The following is an 18,976-nucleotide window of genomic DNA, read 5'->3' on the forward strand; positions in this document are numbered from 1 at the left end:
CAAGGCAAATGGATGAAAAATAAGTATCGAGGATTTTTAATTCCTATAAAATGATTGATTTTAACAGTTTATATGCCTGATTGTGCTTCCCTATTCCCTGTTCCCTTAAATCACATCTATGTTTAATATTCGCGGTTATCAGATTTTATGCCAAATTTATGAAAGCACTCAATCGATTGTCTATCGAGGAATTCGCCAAGCGGATCAGCAAGCGGTTATCCTCAAACGCCTGAATACTCATTATCCTACACCGGAAGAGATTCGCCAATATAAGCAGGAATATCAGATTACCCGCCGTCTCAATTTGGCAGGCGTCGTCAAAGCCTATCGCTTAGAACAGTATCAAAACAACGTAGTTATTATATTCGAGGATTTTGGTGGCGATTCTTTACAGCTATTGCTTAATCACCATCCACTGACTTTGGCTGAGTTTCTAGATATCGCGATTAAAATAACTGAGAGTTTAAATCAAATCCACGCCGCTAATATTATCCATAAAGATATTAACCCTAGCAATATTGTTTACCATCCCCAAACCGGAAAAATTAAACTCATTGATTTTGGCATTGCCAGTGTTTTGAGTCGGGAAAATCCGACTCTGAAAAACCCCAATGTTATCGAAGGGACTTTAGCCTATATCTCCCCGGAACAAACGGGCAGAATGAACCGATATGTGGATTATCGCACAGATTTTTACTCGCTGGGTGTCACCTTTTATGAATTGTTGACCGGAAACCTCCCCTTTGAGGCTCAAGATGCGATGGAGTTAGTGCATTGCCATCTGGCAAAATATCCCACACCTCCCCATCTTTTAGGCGGGAGTAAACAGATGCAGGAAGGTAAGGGAGTGGGGGAGATACCCCAGGCGGTTTCAGACATTGTGCTTAAACTCCTCGCGAAAACAGCAGACGAACGCTATAAAAGTGCCTTGGGAATTCAAGCAGATTTAGTGATTTGTCTGATGCAATTAGAGGCAAATGGCTTTATCGAACCCTTTCCCCTTGGCGAAAATGATGTCAGTGAAAAATTCCAAGTTCCTCAAAAAATCTATGGTAGAGATGCTGAATTAGCCATCTTATTCGCTGCCTTTAACCGTGTGGCTAAGGGGGGCAAAGAATTAATGCTCGTATCTGGTTTCGCCGGGATTGGCAAATCGGTATTAGTTCAGGAACTTCATCAACCCATTGTCCAAGAACGGGGCTATTTTATCGTTGGTAAATTTGACCAATTTAAACAGAATCGCCCCTTCGCGTCTTTGGTGCAAGCCTTCTCTGACTTAATCGGACAATTTTTAACCGAAAGTGAAGCCAAAATTGCTGATTGGCGTTCTCAAATTTTAGAGGCATTTGGTATTAATGGTCAAGTTATTATTGACGTTATTCCTAAACTTGAGCTGATTATCGGTCAACAGCCTCCTGTAGCGGAACTTCCGGCGACAGAAGCACAAAATCGCTTTAATCGATTGTTTGCTCAGTTTATCCAGGTGTTTGCTCAAGCAGAACATCCTCTAGTTATTTTCTTGGATGATTTGCAATGGGCAGATTCTGCGTCTGTAGATTTATTGGAACGGTTACTGACTGATATAGATAGTCGTTATCTTTTAATTATTGCTGCCTATCGGGATAACGAAATTAACCCGCTTCATCCGTTAAATAGGTTGCTGGATAAGAGTCCTAATCTGGGTGTGGCAGTTAATCAAATTAATCTCAGCCCTTTAGCGTTAATCCACCTCAATCAGCTAATTGCCGATGCGCTGGATTGTTCTTTAGAGGCGGTAAAATCCCTGGCAGAATTGGTTTGGAACAAAACTCAAGGCAATCCTTTTTTTGCTAGCCAGTTCTTAACCTCTATTTATAACCAAGGGTTACTTAAGTTTGATTTTGATTCGGGTTCGTGGCAGTGGGATATTCAAGATATTGCAGCGCAAACGGTATCTGATAACGTTGTTGAATTTATCGCCCAAAAACTGCAAAGGTTATCGGAAAATACCCAAACAAGTTTACAGCTTGCGGCTGGGATTGGTAATGTCTTTGATTTAACCATGTTAGCCGCTATTTATGATAAATCACGATTAGAAACTGCCATTGACTTATGGGAGGCGGTTCAAGCAGGACTGATTATTCCTCTGGGTGAAGATTACAAATTTATTCAAGCCGCTGTATTTACTACGTCTAGTTATTTCACTGACAATGATCCGAATGACAATTCCTCTTCTTTAACGTCACCAATCAGTGTCACGATTAATCCTTCATACCGATTTATTCATGACCGAATTCAACAAGCTGCCTATTCGTTAATTTCTGAACCTGATCAACCTGCTATTCACCTGCAAATTGGTCAGTTTATGCTGAAAACAACTCCCCCAGAAAAGCAGGACGAGAAACTCTTTGATATTGTTAATCAGTTAAATGTGGGTATCCCATTAATTACGCATCAGTCTGAGCGAGATGAACTGGCTCAATTGAATCTCTTAGCTGGACAAAAAGCCAAAGCCGCCACTGCTTATGAATCGGCGGCTAATTATTTAAATACAGGATTGAATTTGTTAGCCACCGATAGCTGGCAGCTTCAGCATGATTTAACAGTAAAACTCTATTATAAAGCCGCAGAAACTGCTTATTTACGAGGAGAGTTTGCCGAGGCAAAACAGTTAGGAACGGTTATTTTAGACCAAGCTAATACATTGAGCGATCGCGTCAAAGTCTATGAGCTGATGATGCAGATTAGTATCGCCGAAAATCAGCTACTTCAGGCGATTGATATTGGCTTAGAAACTCTGGAAATGCTGGATGTTTTTTTAGTCGAGTCTAACGCGGAAAACAGACAAGTTGAGTTACCCTCGCTCACCGACTTGGACGACTTTCCCAAAATGACTGATCCGCAGAAAAAAGCGGCAATGAGAATACTGGTTACCGTGGCATCAGCGACCTATTTAGCCAAGCCAGAACTCTTGTTTCAGGTAATCTTAACCATGGTCAATCTTTGTCAAACCTATGGACTTTTACCAGAGTCTACTTACGCCTATTCAGTGTATGGATTACTTCTGTGTGGAATGTTGGGGAAAATAGAGGAAGGCTATTACGCCGGGGAGTTGGCGCTGAGACTTTTAGATCAATTAGAGGCAAAGGCACTTAAGTGTAAAGTGCTGCACCTGTTTAACGTCTATATCCACCACTGGAAAGCCCATGCTAAGGATACCTTAATTCCCTTGCGATCGGCAATTCAATCTGGATTGGAAACCGGGGATTTAGAATATGCGGGGTATTGCATGACCAATGATTGTACCTATTCGTTTTTTATTGGTACTCCCCTGGATGTTGTCGAAAAAAAACATAAACACTATATTAAATCACTCTCTCAAATAAACCATACATTTTCCCTTTATTTAACCCAACTCTGGCGACAACTCTGCTTGAACTTAATTGGAGAAGTCGAGTCAGTGGTGCAATTGCAGGGGGATAGCTTTGATGAACAGGAAACTCTGCCCTACTTACACCAAACTAATAATCATACCTTACTCTTTTTTGCCTATTTAGCCAAAGAAATCCTCAGTTATTTATTTAAAGAGGTGAATTTAGCGATTTCCGCAACCCATCAGACTGAGGCATTTGCCGGATCAGCCCAGGGATTAATCGTTTATGCGATTCATCTGTTCTACAATTCACTCATCCTTTTGGCACAGTATCCAACGGTAGAACCCTCTGAACAAGAACAGTATTTAAATCAAGTCATTGCCAATCAAGAAAAGATGCAACATTGGGCGAATTATGCCCCGATGAACTATCAGCATAAGTATGATTTAGTGGCAGCAGAGAAAGCGCGAATTTTAGGAGACTTCCTCAAGGCAATGGACGATTATGATCACGCGATTCAGGGCGCAAGAGAACATGGGTATATCCAAGAAGAAGCCTTAGCTTATGAACGCGCCGCCGAATTTTATCTCAGTCTCAATCGAGTAGAAATTGCTCAAACGTATATGACTAAAGCGCATTATTGCTATAGTCGCTGGGGCGCAAACGCTAAAGTTAGGGACTTAGAAGAACGCCATTCTCAGTTAATTGAACGGCGGTCAAATTTCCGTTCAGCCGACAGGGACACCTCCGGCGTCAATCCCTTTATTCAAACCTCTAATGGGAGTGATTCGTCTCGCTTAGATTTGACCAGTGTTCTGAAAGCCTCCCAAGCGTTATCAGGAGAAATCCTTTTGGATCAATTGCTGGCAAAGTTCATGCAAATTCTGATTGAAAATGCAGGTGCAACTCAAGGCTATTTGATTCTGTCTACTCAGGGACAACTACTGATTGAAGCGGAGGCGGCGGTGAATCAGGAGACGGTTAAGGTGTTACAGTCTATTCCAGTAGAAAATAGTCCCGCTGTGGCAACAAGTATTATTAATTATGTAGCGCGTACCCAAGAAACCGTTGTCTTACATGATGCCATGAATCAGGGTAAATTTACCCAGGATCTCTATGTGATCCAAAATCAGTCTAAGTCGATTTTGTGTAGTCCATTGATCAATCAAGGGAAACTATCGGGACTGATTTATTTGGAAAATCATTTAACCACGGGGGCTTTTACCTCAGACCGACTAGAACTGCTGAAACTCTTATCCTCTCAAGCCACAATATCAATTGAAAATGCTAAACTCTACGCCAAAATTCGCAGCAATGAAAGTAGACTAACTCAATTTTTAGAAGCTATCCCTGTGGGGTTAGCCGTTATCGATCAAAGTGGCAAAACCTACTACCTGAACCAACGAGCGAAAGACTTACTGGGGCAAGGAATTATATCCGATCTCAACCCCGATGAAATTTCTGAGATGTATCAAAGCTATATCGCTGGGACTGATCAACCTTATCCTAATCATAAATTGCCTGTAGTCAGAGCATTGCGTGGTGAATATACGACAGCGGATGATATTGAAATTCACCAGGGCGATAAAATTGTTCCCATCGAAGCGTGGGGAACACCTATTTTTGATGAACAGGGGAATGTTATCTATGCAATTGTCGCCTTTCAAGATATTACCGAACGTCGCCAAGCTGAGGCTGAACACGAACGATTTACCCAAAAACTCTCTCAACTGAATCTGGCATTTTCCCGGTTTGTGCCGCGTCAATTTCTCCAGTTTTTGGATAAGGACAGTATTGTGGAGGTACAAGTTGGGGATCAGGTGCAGAAGGAAATGTCAGTGTTATTTTCTGATATTCGGGATTTTACCCAACTCTCGGAAACAATCACACCGGATGATAATTTCAAATTGATTAATTCTTATTTACAATGTATGGAACCGACGATTGTGGATAATCAAGGGTTTATCGATAAGTATATTGGCGATGGGATTATGGCACTCTTTGGCGGTGAGGTTAATGATGCGGTGAACGCCGGAATTGCCATGTTGCATCGACTGAGAGAGTATAATCAAGAACGCCAAAATCAGGGTGATAGTCCCCTGAGAATCGGCATAGGGATTAATACGGGTTCCTTGATGTTGGGGACAGTTGGCGGATGCAATCGCATGGATACGACGGTAATCAGTGATGCGGTGAATTTGGCGTCTCGTGTGGAAGGATTGACGAAAGAGTATGGCGTGTCGTTGTTAATTTCCCATCATACGTTCTTAGGATTACAGCATCCCACTGACTATGCGATTCGTTTAATTGGTCAGGTACAGGTTAAGGGAAAAGCGGAATTAGTCACAGTTTATGAAGTCTTTGATGCGGATTCTCCGGAGATAAAAGCGGGGAAGTTGGCAACATTGCAACTGTTTACTGAGGCGTTATCGTTCTATCATCTCCAGGTTTTTGAGCAAGCCGCACAAGGGTTTGAAGAGGTTTTACGGTTGAGTCCTAGGGATAGAGTGGCTCAACTTTATCTGAATCGGATTCGGGGGTGTGGGGTTTAAATAGGGCTTGCTGCACAAGTCGAAAACCCTTATATTTAATAAAGGACTCTCAGGAGTTTTCCGGCTGAGGGAGTGCAAGAAAATAAGATAAGATTTGTGAAAAACCTAGCATCATAGCGAGCGAGACGCAAAGCCTGCGGCATGGCTTCGCTTAACGCACTACCGTTTTGTTCTTTCCTCCTGAACTCCTGAACTCCTGAACTCCTGAACTCCTGAACTCCTACTCAAATACTTATTCAGCAGACCCTAAATAAAGGGCGGGTTTTACATAAAGGGCGCACATCATTGAATAAAGGGCGCACGTCGGTGCGCCCCTACGGTAAAATACATTATTAAAATCACCGCTCCATCGGTGTCCAATCTCCCGATAAAATAAACGCCGCCCAATAATAAGGATGTTGATACGCTTCAGAGTTTAACATCTCTAATTGTGACTGACGCAACGCCTCAGTCCGTCCCTGATTGTCCTGCAATTTCTGATAATACTTCACCATTAAATCGACGGTCGCCGCATCCGATATTTTCCATAAACTGGTGACTTGACTTTCTGAACCTGCTAAAACTAACGCCCGCCGAAATCCATAGATTCCTTCTCCGGTTTCGATATGTCCTAATCCGGTATCGACAGCCGATAAAACGACCAGTTTTGTCCCCATCAAATTTAATAGTGACATTTCCTGGGCGGTGAGAATCCCATCTTCGTCGCCACTCCCACCCACGCGGAAGCCAGCAAGCACTAATCCCGATAGCAGTAAGGGATAATTTTCTCGGAGAGTTTGTACGGTTTCACTTTCAGGATTTGTTTCCAAGAAACCATGAGTGGCAATATGTAAAATAGAGGGACGATTTACCTGTTTTACAACGTTTTCTGTTGCCAGAGAACCTGTGAGTGGAGTAACCTCTAATAATTGACCAATTGCCTCAACTTCCTCGGCGGTTCCAGGGAGGGGAGTAAAGGTTTTTTGGGATAAGTCAATTAAGGGAATCATCTCAGATAGCGGCGTCATTGCTTTACCGCGAGGCTGAATCACTTCACCGGGACGCTGAAAATAGGGGTCAGCAATTAACACAGGTGGCTGTTGACTGGGAAAGGAGGTTTGTAGTCGGAGTAAATCTCGTCCAGAGGTTAAATAAGAGAATGAATAGGTTTCAATTAAATAGCGGTTATTTTCATCAACGAGAACTTCAAACGGAATTAAATTAAGCGTCCCATCGGGAGCAATGAGGATATGGCGATTGTTACCCATTCGTTCTCGCACGGGTTCCATGAGAACAGTATCCAATGCACGGGCAGATTGTTTAATTAGGGGAATCGGAATTTGGTTACCATTTTGGAAAAGTTGGCGAAAATCTGCAACTTTTTGATCAATTATCGCCGCTGCGCCTAAGTCAATGGCTTCAGGGGTTCCTTGGGAGGATAGAATGTAAGCTGCATAGCGGGGTTCACCTTGATGATAATAGCGTACCAGTTCCACTAATACGGTATCTTCAGGGATTAATTGTTGAATAGTTTCGATGGTGACGGGTTGGGATTCAATCCGGAATTGTTCACTTTGACGAGAGAGTTGATTTTCCAATTGTTGCGCTTGTTGTTCTAGGGAGGCGAGTTGAATGCGGTAGTCTTCTGGAGGTAAAGTTATATCGTTTTCTGATGTTTTATAAATTAGGTTCGTCAGTTGTCGATAGGTATCCGCAAGTTCAGCTAATAACGCCTGATTTTCTGGGGTCAGGTTTTGACGTAGGCGTTGCAGGGTATTCGTTGATACATCTAAGATGCGTCCTTTGCGTCGGAAGATCGTCGTTAGGGCTAAGTTAGCGGCTTGGGGATTATTCGGGGCAGAATTGAGATGAAAGGAAGGAGCAAAATTGGTGCTTCCAGAAAGCGTTTGTAAGTAATCTCGTTTCTGGCGATTAGAACCAGCGGCGAGATTAGCAGTGAGGTTATATTCTTCGATATTTAATCCTTCTTGGAGGACAGTGAGGGTATTATCAATGTCACCGAGTTGAGAGTAGAGAACAGCTAGATTATATAAGCTCATGGCGACACGAGGATGATCCTCCCCCATGAGGCGTTTTATTATCTCTAAAGATTGGCGAAATAGGGGTTCGGCTTCTGTGTAGCGTCCTTGATTTCGGTACAATAATGCCAGATTATTCAGGGAAGTTGCCACATCAGGATGATCCTGTCCCAGGAGACGTTTAAACATCTCTAAGGCTTGGCGATAGAGAGATTCAGCTTCAGAGTAGCGTCCTTGATTTCGGTACAATGCTGCTAGACTAGCCAGGGAAGTTGCCACATCAGGATGATCCTGTCCCAGGAGACGTTTAAACATCTCTAAGGCTTGGCGATAGAGAGATTCGGCTTCACTGTAGCGTCCTTGAGTATCGTACAATACTGCCAGATTATGTAGGGATTGTGCTACATCAGGATGTTCTTGTCCCAGGAGACGTTTTCTCATCTCTAAGGCTTGGCGATAGAGAGGTTCGGCTTCACTGTAGCGTCCTTGATTTCGGTACAATGCTGCCAGATTATTCAGGGAAGTTGCTACATCAGGATGATTCTGTCCCAAGAGGCGTTTTCTCATCGCTAAAGCTTGGCGAAACAAAGGTTCAGCTTCCGAGTAGCGTCCTTGATTTTGGTACAATAATGCCAGATTATTCAGGGAGGTTGCCACCCAAGGATGATCCTCTCCTAGGAGGCGTTTTTTCATCTCTAAAGCTTGACGAAAGAGGGGTTCAGCTTCACTGTAGCGTCCTTGATTTTGGTACAATAATGCCAGATTATTCAGGGAAGTTGCCACATCAGGATGATTCTGTCCCAGGAGGCGTTTTCTCATCTCTAAGGCTTGGCGATAGAGAGGTTCGGCTTCACTGTAGCGTCCTTGATTTTGGTACAATAATGCCAGATTATTTAGGGAGGTTGCCACATCAGGATGATTCTGTCCCAGGAGGCGTTTTCTCATCTCTAAAGCTTGGCGAAAGAGGGGTTCGGCTTCCGAGTAGCGTCCTTGATTTTGGTAGAGTAATGCTAGATGATTCAAGCTAGTGGCAATCTGAGGATGTTCCTCTCCTAAGAGTCTTTTTCTCATTGCTAAAGCTTGGCGAAACAAGGGTTCAGCTTCCGAGTAGCGTCCTTGATTTTGGTAGAGTAATGCCAGATTATTTAAGCTAGTGGCGATATCAGGATGTTCCTCTCCATAGAGACGTTTTATCATCACTAAGACTTGGCGAAACAAGGGTTCAGCTTCCGAGTAGCGTCCTTGACTTCGATACAGAATTCCTAAATACGTTAAACTATCAGCAATATCAGGATGTTCCTCTCCATAGAGGTTCTGATAAAGGGTTAGCATCCGTTCGGCTAAGGGAATCGCTTCACTATATTGACCTTGATGGTAAAGTTGTTCAACCTGTTGCTTGAGTCGTTCGGCTTCGGCTAAGTCATCGGCTTCATTGGCGATAAGGGATGGAGGATGAGGGATAGGAGACGGAGGCGGTGATTGACTCAGGGCGATTGTAGGGATAGATAGGGATAAGGTAGCTAGTGCAAGAAGGCAGGAGGCAGAAGGCAGAAGGCAGGAGGGCAGAAAGCTTATACCGTAAGATTTTGCACCTTTTTTAACTGGAGAGTTACTTCCGCTGCGCTGGTCTAGAGATAGTTCTACCATGAAGAGTAGAGTAGGTCGAGTATCCCGGTTTAGCATCCTAGTCGTCTCCCTTGTTCAATCCAGTACAAAGTCGAGATGATTCATTCAGTTTATCTCTAGAAATGATAAAACAAAATCCACGTAGGGGCGCACCGACGTGCGCCCTAATTGCCAACGTGTGTCCTGATGTTTATCCTGGAAACAATTATCAACCGCGTAGGGTGGGTTAGGCGGGCTTTCAAACTGAAACAGAAACCATTTAATCATCTGTCCGCCGTAACCCACCGATGTTCTGAGGCGAATAACTAATCATCCGGCAAAAAATGGCTTAAAAAAGGGCGCACGTCATTAAATAAAGGGCGCACATCATTAAATAAAGGGCGCACTGAGGTTATGCGTTTTCAGTTAAAGAAACCCCTCACCCCCAACCCCTCTCCCACTCTGGGGAGAGGGGAGCAAGAATGTAGGGGCGGGTTTAGGGACTAAATTGGGTGGCTTAACGATAACTGAACAACAAAACCCGCCCTTTATTTAATGGCGCTTTTGAACTCAATTTGTTCAAGGAATCTGTAATTTAAGCAAAGATAGGCTCGCATCCCTTACGACAAACTACAAACTTTTAAAAATTCCTCACCTGAACATCGGTGGGTTAGGTTGGACACTTAATTGAATGGTTATTCGCTTCTATTAAATGCCGCCTAACCCACCCTACGGCACTAATGTAAAAAATATCCATCTATTGTAGGGGCGGGTTTAGAGACTAAATTGGGTGGCTTAACAATAACTGAACAACAAAACCCGCCCTTGATTTAATGGCGCTTTTGAACTCAATTTGCCCGTGCAGACGTGCATTGGTGTCAACGTAAAGAAAACTCAAGGTATTGCGTTCTGGCAAGAGCTTAAGTTGACACCAATGGTGGGGGTGTAGAGACGCGCCATGGCGCGTCTGGGAACGAGAGCCGGACTATTCCCAGGCGTCGAGGTCTATGGCTTTTGAGCCACCTCGTTCTAGCTGTCCTAAAAGTTTACCCAACTGATACCACACTAACCAGCCAATGAATAGAGTTAGGGGTAGGGAAATGGTGTAAGCCAGGAATGTGGGAAAGCTAAAAATTTCTAGCCCAGCCGCCAGAAATACACAAATTCCGGCGGAAATTCCTAGGAATGGGATGAATAATGGCAATCCTTGCATTTGAGCCAGACTGCGAGAGGAACGGTTTTTTGACCATTCCTGTACCTTTTGTTTCAGTGTGGCTTCAAACGCCGCACCACAGGTAATCCCAGCCAATAAACCCATCACTAACAATAAATAAGGCGGTTCGTGAAGATAATACACAAAGCACTCCCAGCATATAAGTCCGATACAGCCAGATTGTACACTGTCCAGCCTTGAAGCGGTGACGTATTGAGTTATTGAGTTATGATTTACTTTGGCGATGTGACCGACGTGAGTAGACCCAAGCCGATCGCATCCAGGTCCAACCCAGGAAACTGCCGATAAAATAAGCGGGGAAATCTGACCAGGTAAAGGTATTCCCCAAGATAACCCGACCCAGTAACGTGGCTCGAATGGCTTGCAAAAATGGAGGTTGCCATAGTTGCAGAACCTCCAGCAGACAAGTAACTATACAGACGCCTACCGCTGTCCACAGGGGAGACGCTTGGGGAAAGAAAAGTCCAACCAAGAGAATCCAGAAAATCTCATAAGCAAAGCTACCCAGTCGGTCATTCAGCCATTCCGGTGCAGGTGCGTAAAACCGCACCGCATACCCCAAAGGAGCAATGAGGATAATGCTGATGAGCAGGATAATGCGATATTTCAAAATAGGATAGTGGTCAACCTCTCTACACCCATGGCTTTAACTCAGGATTAGCACTCAACTCTAATTCTGGAAACGCATAAACGACAACGCCTGTATCGGGGTCATTGTCAATATTCACATACCCGGACTTGACCAAATCGTTCAACGTCGCTTCTACTTCCGCAAACCCTCGTCCCGTATCGACAACCCCCTGAGTCACGGACAATTTACCGCCTCTCGCTTCAGCCGCTTTCACTAATTGAACAACAAAGGAGTCATGGTTTAAAGTAGCAGGAGCATGATAAGGCTGGACTAATGTGGGTGAACCAGAAACCGTTGCTTCTCCAGCGATGCGATCGCGCTTCCCATATTTGAGATAATGTTCTTCTACCATGCCGGGAATTAGAAACAGGTCAATGAATTGACCAACCCCAAATAATCCCCCCGTACAAAACCACAACAAACCTGTGCCAATCTTACCATTGTAGAAACGGTGCAATCCGGCAAATCCAAACAGAAAGCCGAACCACAACAAATAACTCCCCTCACGTCTATTTATCTCCATTGCCAATCCTCCTCTTGGTTTGGTTTAGCTAAAGCGCTCTTTCCCGGTCACAGGCTGCATCGGCTTAAACTCCAGCGTGATTAACGTAAAGCCAGCCACTGTAAGTTGTCCTGTGGTTCTTTACACGCTTTCTTTCATTATCGCCAAACTTTGAGCGAAACGTTTTAAGTATTGACAAATGTAGGGACGGGTTTCACTATATCGGGGTTGCTGAACAAGTGTTGTGGTGAGGAGAGGGAACACCTCGACTTACCTCGACTTACTTCGGACTTCGGCGTGAGCGCTCAGTCGAACGCTTCGCTCAGTAACACGCTCGGTAACACGCTCGGTGTGTCACAGGGAACAGGGAACAGTTAAGGTAGAGTTTTCAGTTCACTTACCCATCTCCCTCATCTCCCCCATCTCCTGATAACAGATAAGCTGTCATGCATTTAAATTGGGTATTAGTAGCGAGCAAGATGCTCGCACTACAAGGTTTTCGCCGTTATTGATATTAAAGTTTAAACGACGAATGACGAATGACGAATGACGATCTCCACCGTTAACTTTAATTGTCCCCACCTACTTAACTGCTCACTGATAACTGATTAACTCCCCCAGCTTCCCTAAATCCCTATTCCCACTCAATGGTTCCCGGTGGCTTAGAGGTAATATCGTAAGCCACCCGATTCACGCCCTTAACTTCATTCACAATCCGATTAGAAATGAGTTCGAGTAAATCGTAAGGAACTCGCGACCAATCCGCCGTCATCCCATCTTCACTACTGACCAAACGCAGTACAATCGGATAGGCATACGTGCGCTGATCCCCCATTACCCCAACACTGCGAATCGGGAGTAAAACAGCAAACGCTTGCCAAAGTTCTTTATAAAGTCCGTGGCGATTAATTTCCTGGCGAACAATCAAATCCGCATCGCGCAGAATATTCAGTCGTTCTGCGGTGACTTCGCCAATAATCCGAATCGCTAATCCGGGTCCGGGGAAGGGATGACGTCGAACAATTTCTTCGGGTAAACCAATGGAACGTCCCACTTTGCGAACTTCATCTTTGAAGAGTTTCCGTAAGGGTTCAACCAGCTTAAAACGCAAGTCTTTAGGTAAACCCCCGACATTATGATGACTCTTAATTTTCACCGCCACCCGTTCCCCGGTTTTGGGATCAACATTAGTATCCGCCGACTCAATCACATCGGGGTAAAGCGTACCCTGAGCCAAATAGTCAAAAGGACCCAGGATTTTGGATTGTTCTTCAAAGACACGAATAAACTCATGACCAATCCGGCGACGCTTTTCTTCGGGATCAGTCACCCCTTCCAGACGAGCTAGGAAGCGATCGCGGGCGTTAACATATTCTACAGGAATATGAAATTCATCCTGAAACAGCTTCAGCAACCGTTCTGGCTCCAGTTTTCGCATGAAGCCTTGGTCAATAAACATACAGGTCAATTGGTCGCCAATCGCCTTATGTAATAAGAAGGCTAGGGTTGAGGAATCCACACCTCCAGACAGAGCCAGCAATACTCGTTTATCTCCCACCTTGGCGCGAATTTCGCGAATGGCTTCCTCGACAAAGGCTTCCGTCGTCCAAGTGGGTTCGCAGTCGCAGATGTGATAAACAAAATTGCGAATTAACGCGATACCCCCAACCGAATGCACGACTTCCGGGTGAAACTGCACCCCATAGAGCTGCTTCTGGTGATCCGCGATCGCGGCGCAAGGAGTATTATCGGTATGGGCTAGGACTTCAAAGCCGTCTGGCAATTCCTGACAGGAATCTGCATGACTCATCCACATAGTTGAGTTTTCTTCCACGTTCGTCAACAAGTCCGTGGGATCATCGATATGCAGCGAGGCTTTGCCATACTCTCCCCGTTGAGAGCGAGTTACTTTCCCACCTAGTTGCTGTACCATTAACTGCATCCCATAGCAAACCCCCAAGATAGGGATACCTAGATGCAAAATTTCGGGATCACACTGAGGCGCCGCCTCATCGTAGACGGAATTCGGACCTCCCGATAGAATAATTCCTTTGGGACTCAGTTGTCGGAGTTTTTCAGCGCTGGTGCGATAGGAGATAACTTCCGAATAAACCTGAGTTTCGCGGATACGACGAGCGATGAGTTCTGAATATTGAGAGCCAAAATCCAGAATCACAATCATCTGGCGATGTAACTGGTTTTGTAGAGTGGTTGTGGGTAATATCTCTACTGGTTGAGATGCGTTTCCTGTTGGTCTAGTCACTGCTTTGTCCTGTAAGCGCAATTTGAGTAAGATAAGGATATATCTCGCTGAGCAAGTCTGCTACTGATCAGCGAGAATCTATTGGTTTAACCGATGGAGCCAAGCTTTATAGATATTCTTACCAACTTAACATAATTGCGACAGTAATGTGGCTCCCGTGGGGCTAGTGACGATGACTTGGCGGTTGCGATCAAATAACAGGGAACCGACTCGTACTTCTTGCTGGCTATGCTTATAAATATAGTCTTGGCTACGTTTATCTATCGTAGACGCGATCGCCCTATAAATCTGATTCACCCAATCACTCCCCTCCTTAGCATCCAATTGCCGCAAATAGGTTAGCGCGGCTTCGGTGGTGGGACTGGTAAAAACTGCCTGTAAAATCGGCGTGGGTAATCCCACTTGAGCGCCATGAGCGGTGAGAATTTCTAAGCGTCCATCGGCTAAGTGATGATGGGTGTGAAAAATGCCTCCCGCTAACTTAATCAGCTTACCATGATACCCGAATAATAAAAGTCCGGGGATTTCCTGCAATCCCGCCGCCACTAATAAGGGACCGAGCCAATTTGCCGTTTTAACTAATTGTTCGGGATTAATTCCCATCTGTCGCGCCAAACTTAACCCATTTTCTCCCACACAGAAGACTAAACAATCAAAACAGAGGGCTTTAATTTGCAGTTGTTCGCGATAAGCTTGCAGTTGATCAGGAGCGCTTAACGGTTGAGAAATACCTGTCGTTCCCAACAATGATAATCCTTCTAGCACACCAAATGCAGCATTCGATGTCCGTTCTGCCAGTTTGCGTCCTTCGGGTAAAATAATTGTCACCTGAATTTTCTCATCGGGAGCAAGTAAGCGACTGAGATTCTTTTCTAATAACGTCTCAGCATAGCCATAAATTGCCGCTTTTCCTGCGGCATTTAATTGTCGCCCAATTCCTTCACCGCCGACTATCTGTACCCGTTCGCTTTGCTCAGATTGTCCCCATTCCACAACTGCCCAAATCGGAGTATTTCGGGTTAGATCAATGTTATCCCCCGGATCACTGCGGGTAATTGCCAACGCCATTCCTGGGTGAATTCCGGCGACTTGCTCAATCGGAATTTCTGCCGTTTCTTGAGGTTCAATTAAATCTACAGATACGGTATCTAGGGGTTTAGCTTGGCGCAACCACTGCAACGCCGCAATAGCGGAAGCACAAGCAAAGACGGGTAGAGTATATCCAGATCTTATTGACATGGTAGATCATTAGATTCTGCACTTGGAGCCTTAAATAAGACGCTAAACCCAGCCAATAACATCCCGAATCTGAGACTTGGCATACTCGCAGTCAATATGCTGCTGTGCTTTAGATAACGCGGTTTCCGGTCGCTTGTACCAGCGTTGCGATCGAATACAAAGACCATCTCGTCGAGTGGCTTCCCAGGAATAACGGGCGCGGTCTACTACCAACCACACTTTATAACCCCGATGCTGTTGTTGGGGGAATTTCAAAAGACCAATCTCAGCTAGCACGCTTAAGCGCATCCGGGAACGAGCTAACCGTTTCATCAACTCTAGAAAGCAAACAGCAGCGCGTTTAGCATCATCATGAGAAGGGTAGCGGTAGCGATCTCTGGGTTCAAACTTAAAATCAGATCCAATCAGTGAAAACCGGAACTTCCCGGACGCTTCCTCAACGAATGTGACTCGCCAGGAGGTTTTAGGATACCGAACGCAGAAGCCAGAAGGCTGAATTTTGACCGTCGCTGTCATCTGAAGTATGAAATATAAAGGATGAAAGACATCGAGAGAAGGTAGAAATCACCATCAAAATTTTCAGGCGTCTCACTGGATGTCGGAATCGTTACCACGCCAAAATCCATCATAGCTTTTTCCATGAGGCATCTGCCTCAGCAAATAGTCCCATGTTCTACGAAAAAAGTCGATGCTGATCTACCTATCTCAGGCTGGGAAATGTTAAGGTGAATGGCAGCTAACTGAAGCCTTTTAAGATCGCCGAAACCATTGATATACCCTAGGGTGGGTTTCGACTTCGCTCAACCCACCACCATGCCAGTCAGTACCATTCATGTTAAGGTAGCGAAGCTAACCACTTGGAAAATTCATCCCATCGAGGAGTGAGGAAATGTCAGGAGTATTTCCACGCCGAGGACACAATAAACACAAGACAACCGTAAAACGGTTTCTCCTGTTCGCTGGACTAAGTTTAATCAGTTTTATCCTCTGGGGAGTCATCACCCAACACCGAGTTACCGCCTCAGAGGTTATTCCTACTCAGATAACGACCAACACCAACACCTATTGGCAAGGAGGTTCGTTTCCCGTTGAGAATTTTCAGGCTTATACCTCTCCCTACGGCTACCGTCGTTCTCCCCGTGGATCAGGTACAGAATTTCATCGCGGCTTAGACATCGCCGCACCCGAAGGCAGTTACATTCGCAACTGGTGGGCAGGTCAGGTGGTATCCCTGTCCGATAATACCGCCTGTGGCACCTCTATCACCATCCAATCCGGTGAGTGGAAGCATATCTACTGTCACCTCAAAGGTCATGTGGAAACAGATAACCAAGGTATGTATTTGAGCGATCGCAGTGGCGGGATTCAAATCTGGAAAGGTCAACAGATACCCACTGGCGCCCGAATTGGTCGTGTAGGAATGACCGGGCGCACCACGGGTCCTCATTTGCATTGGGGATTAAAGTACGCCGACAACTATATCGACCCCGCCTTAGTTCTCCGGGAAATGTACCGACGGCAAACAGCATCAAAATAAGGAGCGTTATTGCTGTAGTGGACTTTAACTGTTCGGGCAATTCGCTGATATCTGCCTTCAAAAGCTGAATTCCCTAATGTAACCCACTCGTAACTATTTCATCTTTAGCTCGCATATAAAGTACAGTAGATCAAAGTCCCCCTTTTTAAGGGGGATTTAGGGGGATCGACAATGTACCGCCTAGCAGAGCAAACTGCTGTAAATCTTCGCAAGGAGAGTATATACTCCTCAATTACTGTTTCTTTAAAAGATATTCAAGAGTTTAATTTTTCGGATTTTTTGCCTTTATACAGGTATGTAGTTTTTTGTGCTTCAAGTTGAAGTGCGAAGTCTGGGTAATACCAGTAGAGACGATTCATGAATCGCCCCGACGATAGATTCTAGACTGTGTGTAACAGAAATTGCTGTAGGGGCGGGTTTAGCCTATCAATGTAGATACTCACCAATAACCTAGCAACAAAACCCGCCCTGACCCAAAATTTACCCCTTCAACTTTTTACCTAAAAGCTGATTCGTTAATTTTGGATTTGCCCGTCCATTGGTTTCCTTCATCACCTGTCCGACAAAAAAACCTTGCAGCTTGGTTTTACCATTGCGATACTGTTCCAATTTCTTGGGATTCGCAGCAATCACTTCATCAATGATGGCTTCGAGTTGGCTGACATCCGAGATTTGAATCAGTCCGCGACTTTCAGCTATTTCCTTGGCTGAACCGCCTTTCGATAGCAGTTCCGGGAGGATTTCTTTAGCGATTTTGCCGCTAATCGTATCATCTTCAATCAACTGAATTAGTTCTGCCAACACTAACGGTTTCAGCGCAATTTCTGTAATCGCGAGTTTCTCAGTATTCAGATAAGCAGCAATATCTCCCATTACCCAGTTTGCCACTTGTTTGGGATTGGCATTTGCAGATACGGCAGCTTCAAAGTATTCCGCCACCAGTTTATCTTCAGTTAAGACACGGGTATCATAAGCCGAAAGCCCGAATTTCTCTTCATAATGATGCCGTTTCTGGGCGGGAAGTTCGGGAAGCTCACTGCGCCATTGTTCTAATTGTTCTTTAGAAACTTCAATTGGGGGTAAGTCGGGTTCGGGGAAGTAGCGGTAATCGCTAGACCCTTCTTTGACGCGCATACTAATCGTGCGTTGACTTCCTTCTTCCCAGAGGCGGGTTTCTTGGACAATCGGTTCCCCAGTTTCAATAGCTTCAATTTGTCGTTCGATTTCGTAGTCAATGGCTTTTTGAATGGCGCTAAAGGAGTTCATGTTTTTGATCTCAACTTTCACACCAAACTCTTTTTGACCGACAGGACGCACGGAGATATTCACATCACAGCGCAAGGAACCTTCCTGCATATTGCCATCGCTGATACCCAGGTAACGCATAATCCGGCGCAATTCTTGGGCATATTCTGCGGCTTCTTTGCCAGAACGCAAGTCGGGTTCTGAGACAATTTCCAGGAGGGGGACACCTGCACGGTTGAAATCGACGAGGGAGTAGGTGGAACCGGAAAGTCTATCACTTCCCGCATGGACGAGCTTTCCAGCGTCTTCTTCCATGTGCAGGCGGGTGATGCCGATTTTTTTATCGATGGGGTTTCCATCGTCATCGATGAGTTCGATTTCTAACCAGCCATGTTCGGCGATGGGGAGGTCATATTGAGAGATTTGATAATTTTTGGGGAGGTCGGGATAAAAGTACTGTTTGCGGTCAAATTTACTATAGGGGGCGATTTGGCAGTTGAGGGCTAATCCGGCTTTGACGGCGGATTCCAGGACTTTTTGGTTGAGAACCGGTAGCACGCCGGGGAGTCCCATGCATATCGGGTCAATGTTGGTGTTGGGGGGAGTACCAAATTCTGTGGAGGAGTAGGAGAATATTTTGGTGGCGGTGTTGAGTTGACAGTGGGTTTCTAGACCGATTATGGCTTCGTACTTCGTTTTTGCAGGTGCTGCGGTGGTCATAGGTGTTTCGTTGCTGTCGTTGTAAGAGTTTTGGTCTATTTTAGCGTGGGGGTTGGTCGTTCGTAGTAGGCACGAAG

At 45.0% G+C, this 18,976-nt stretch carries 10 protein-coding genes; 2 read left to right on the top strand and 8 right to left on the bottom strand.

Features of this window, described 5'->3' with window-relative positions; all coding sequences use genetic code 11:
- Positions 1-118 precede the first annotated feature (118 nt).
- Entirely contained in the window at positions 119-5,905 is a 5,787-nt protein-coding gene (locus tag RID53_RS15805; protein WP_446389008.1) for an AAA family ATPase, read from the top strand.
- 338 nt (positions 5,906-6,243) lie between these two features.
- Here RID53_RS15805 and RID53_RS15810 read toward each other — a convergent pair whose 3' ends face one another.
- From RID53_RS15810 to RID53_RS15840, 7 genes are all read right to left on the bottom strand, one after another.
- Positions 6,244-9,606 carry a tetratricopeptide repeat protein gene (locus RID53_RS15810; protein WP_446389009.1) on the bottom strand — a complete coding sequence of 1,121 codons (3,363 nt, stop codon included), beginning with the start codon at positions 9,604-9,606 and terminating at the stop codon, positions 6,244-6,246.
- 907 nt (positions 9,607-10,513) lie between these two features.
- Entirely contained in the window at positions 10,514-10,885 is a 372-nt protein-coding gene (locus RID53_RS15815; protein WP_071777275.1) for a hypothetical protein, read from the bottom strand.
- Between the two features lie 82 nt (positions 10,886-10,967).
- Positions 10,968-11,372, bottom strand: a complete 405-nt coding sequence (locus RID53_RS15820) for a ribosomal maturation YjgA family protein (RefSeq protein ID WP_446389010.1) — start codon at positions 11,370-11,372, stop codon at positions 10,968-10,970.
- A 22-nt stretch (positions 11,373-11,394) separates the two neighbouring features.
- On the bottom strand, positions 11,395-11,916 hold the full coding sequence (locus RID53_RS15825) for a TM2 domain-containing protein (RefSeq protein WP_446389011.1): 522 nt from the start codon (positions 11,914-11,916) through the stop codon (positions 11,395-11,397).
- Positions 11,917-12,529: 613 nt separating this feature from the next.
- Positions 12,530-14,158, bottom strand: a complete 1,629-nt coding sequence (guaA, locus tag RID53_RS15830; RefSeq protein WP_446389012.1) for a glutamine-hydrolyzing GMP synthase — start codon at positions 14,156-14,158, stop codon at positions 12,530-12,532.
- Positions 14,159-14,284: 126 nt separating this feature from the next.
- Positions 14,285-15,397: a cobalt-precorrin-5B (C(1))-methyltransferase CbiD gene (cbiD, locus tag RID53_RS15835; RefSeq protein ID WP_446389013.1), complete on the bottom strand. Its 1,113-nt coding sequence runs from the start codon at positions 15,395-15,397 to the stop codon at positions 14,285-14,287.
- Positions 15,398-15,439: 42 nt separating this feature from the next.
- Complete coding sequence (locus RID53_RS15840; RefSeq protein ID WP_446389014.1) at positions 15,440-15,913, bottom strand: hypothetical protein; 474 nt, start codon at positions 15,911-15,913, stop codon at positions 15,440-15,442.
- Positions 15,914-16,286: 373 nt separating this feature from the next.
- On the opposite strand from RID53_RS15840, the gene RID53_RS15845 reads away from it, so the two are divergent.
- Complete coding sequence (locus RID53_RS15845; protein WP_446389015.1) at positions 16,287-16,934, top strand: M23 family metallopeptidase; 648 nt, start codon at positions 16,287-16,289, stop codon at positions 16,932-16,934.
- A gap of 480 nt (positions 16,935-17,414) precedes the next feature.
- Here the strand turns inward: RID53_RS15845 and gatB are convergent, their stop codons facing one another.
- The gene (gene gatB, locus RID53_RS15850) at positions 17,415-18,899 is read right to left on the bottom strand and encodes an Asp-tRNA(Asn)/Glu-tRNA(Gln) amidotransferase subunit GatB (protein WP_446389016.1); all 1,485 of its coding nucleotides are present in this window, start codon (positions 18,897-18,899) and stop codon (positions 17,415-17,417) included.
- Positions 18,900-18,976 lie beyond the last annotated feature (77 nt).

Source organism: Coleofasciculus sp. B1-GNL1-01 (genome assembly GCF_040220235.1).
Taxonomy (GTDB): Bacteria; Cyanobacteriota; Cyanobacteriia; order Cyanobacteriales; family Coleofasciculaceae; genus Coleofasciculus.

Excerpts from the sequence above, each read along its gene's own strand:
- RID53_RS15805 (WP_446389008.1), top strand. The coding sequence starts at position 119 with ATGTTTAATATTCGCGGTTATCAGATTTTATGCCAAATTTATGAAAGC.
- RID53_RS15810 (WP_446389009.1), bottom strand. The coding sequence starts at position 9,606 with ATGCTAAACCGGGATACTCGACCTACTCTACTCTTCATGGTAGAACTA.
- RID53_RS15825 (WP_446389011.1), bottom strand. The coding sequence starts at position 11,916 with ATGGAGATAAATAGACGTGAGGGGAGTTATTTGTTGTGGTTCGGCTTT.
- cbiD (WP_446389013.1), bottom strand. The coding sequence starts at position 15,397 with ATGTCAATAAGATCTGGATATACTCTACCCGTCTTTGCTTGTGCTTCC.
- RID53_RS15840 (WP_446389014.1), bottom strand. The coding sequence starts at position 15,913 with ATGACAGCGACGGTCAAAATTCAGCCTTCTGGCTTCTGCGTTCGGTAT.
- RID53_RS15845 (WP_446389015.1), top strand. The coding sequence starts at position 16,287 with ATGTCAGGAGTATTTCCACGCCGAGGACACAATAAACACAAGACAACC.
- gatB (WP_446389016.1), bottom strand. The coding sequence starts at position 18,899 with ATGACCACCGCAGCACCTGCAAAAACGAAGTACGAAGCCATAATCGGT.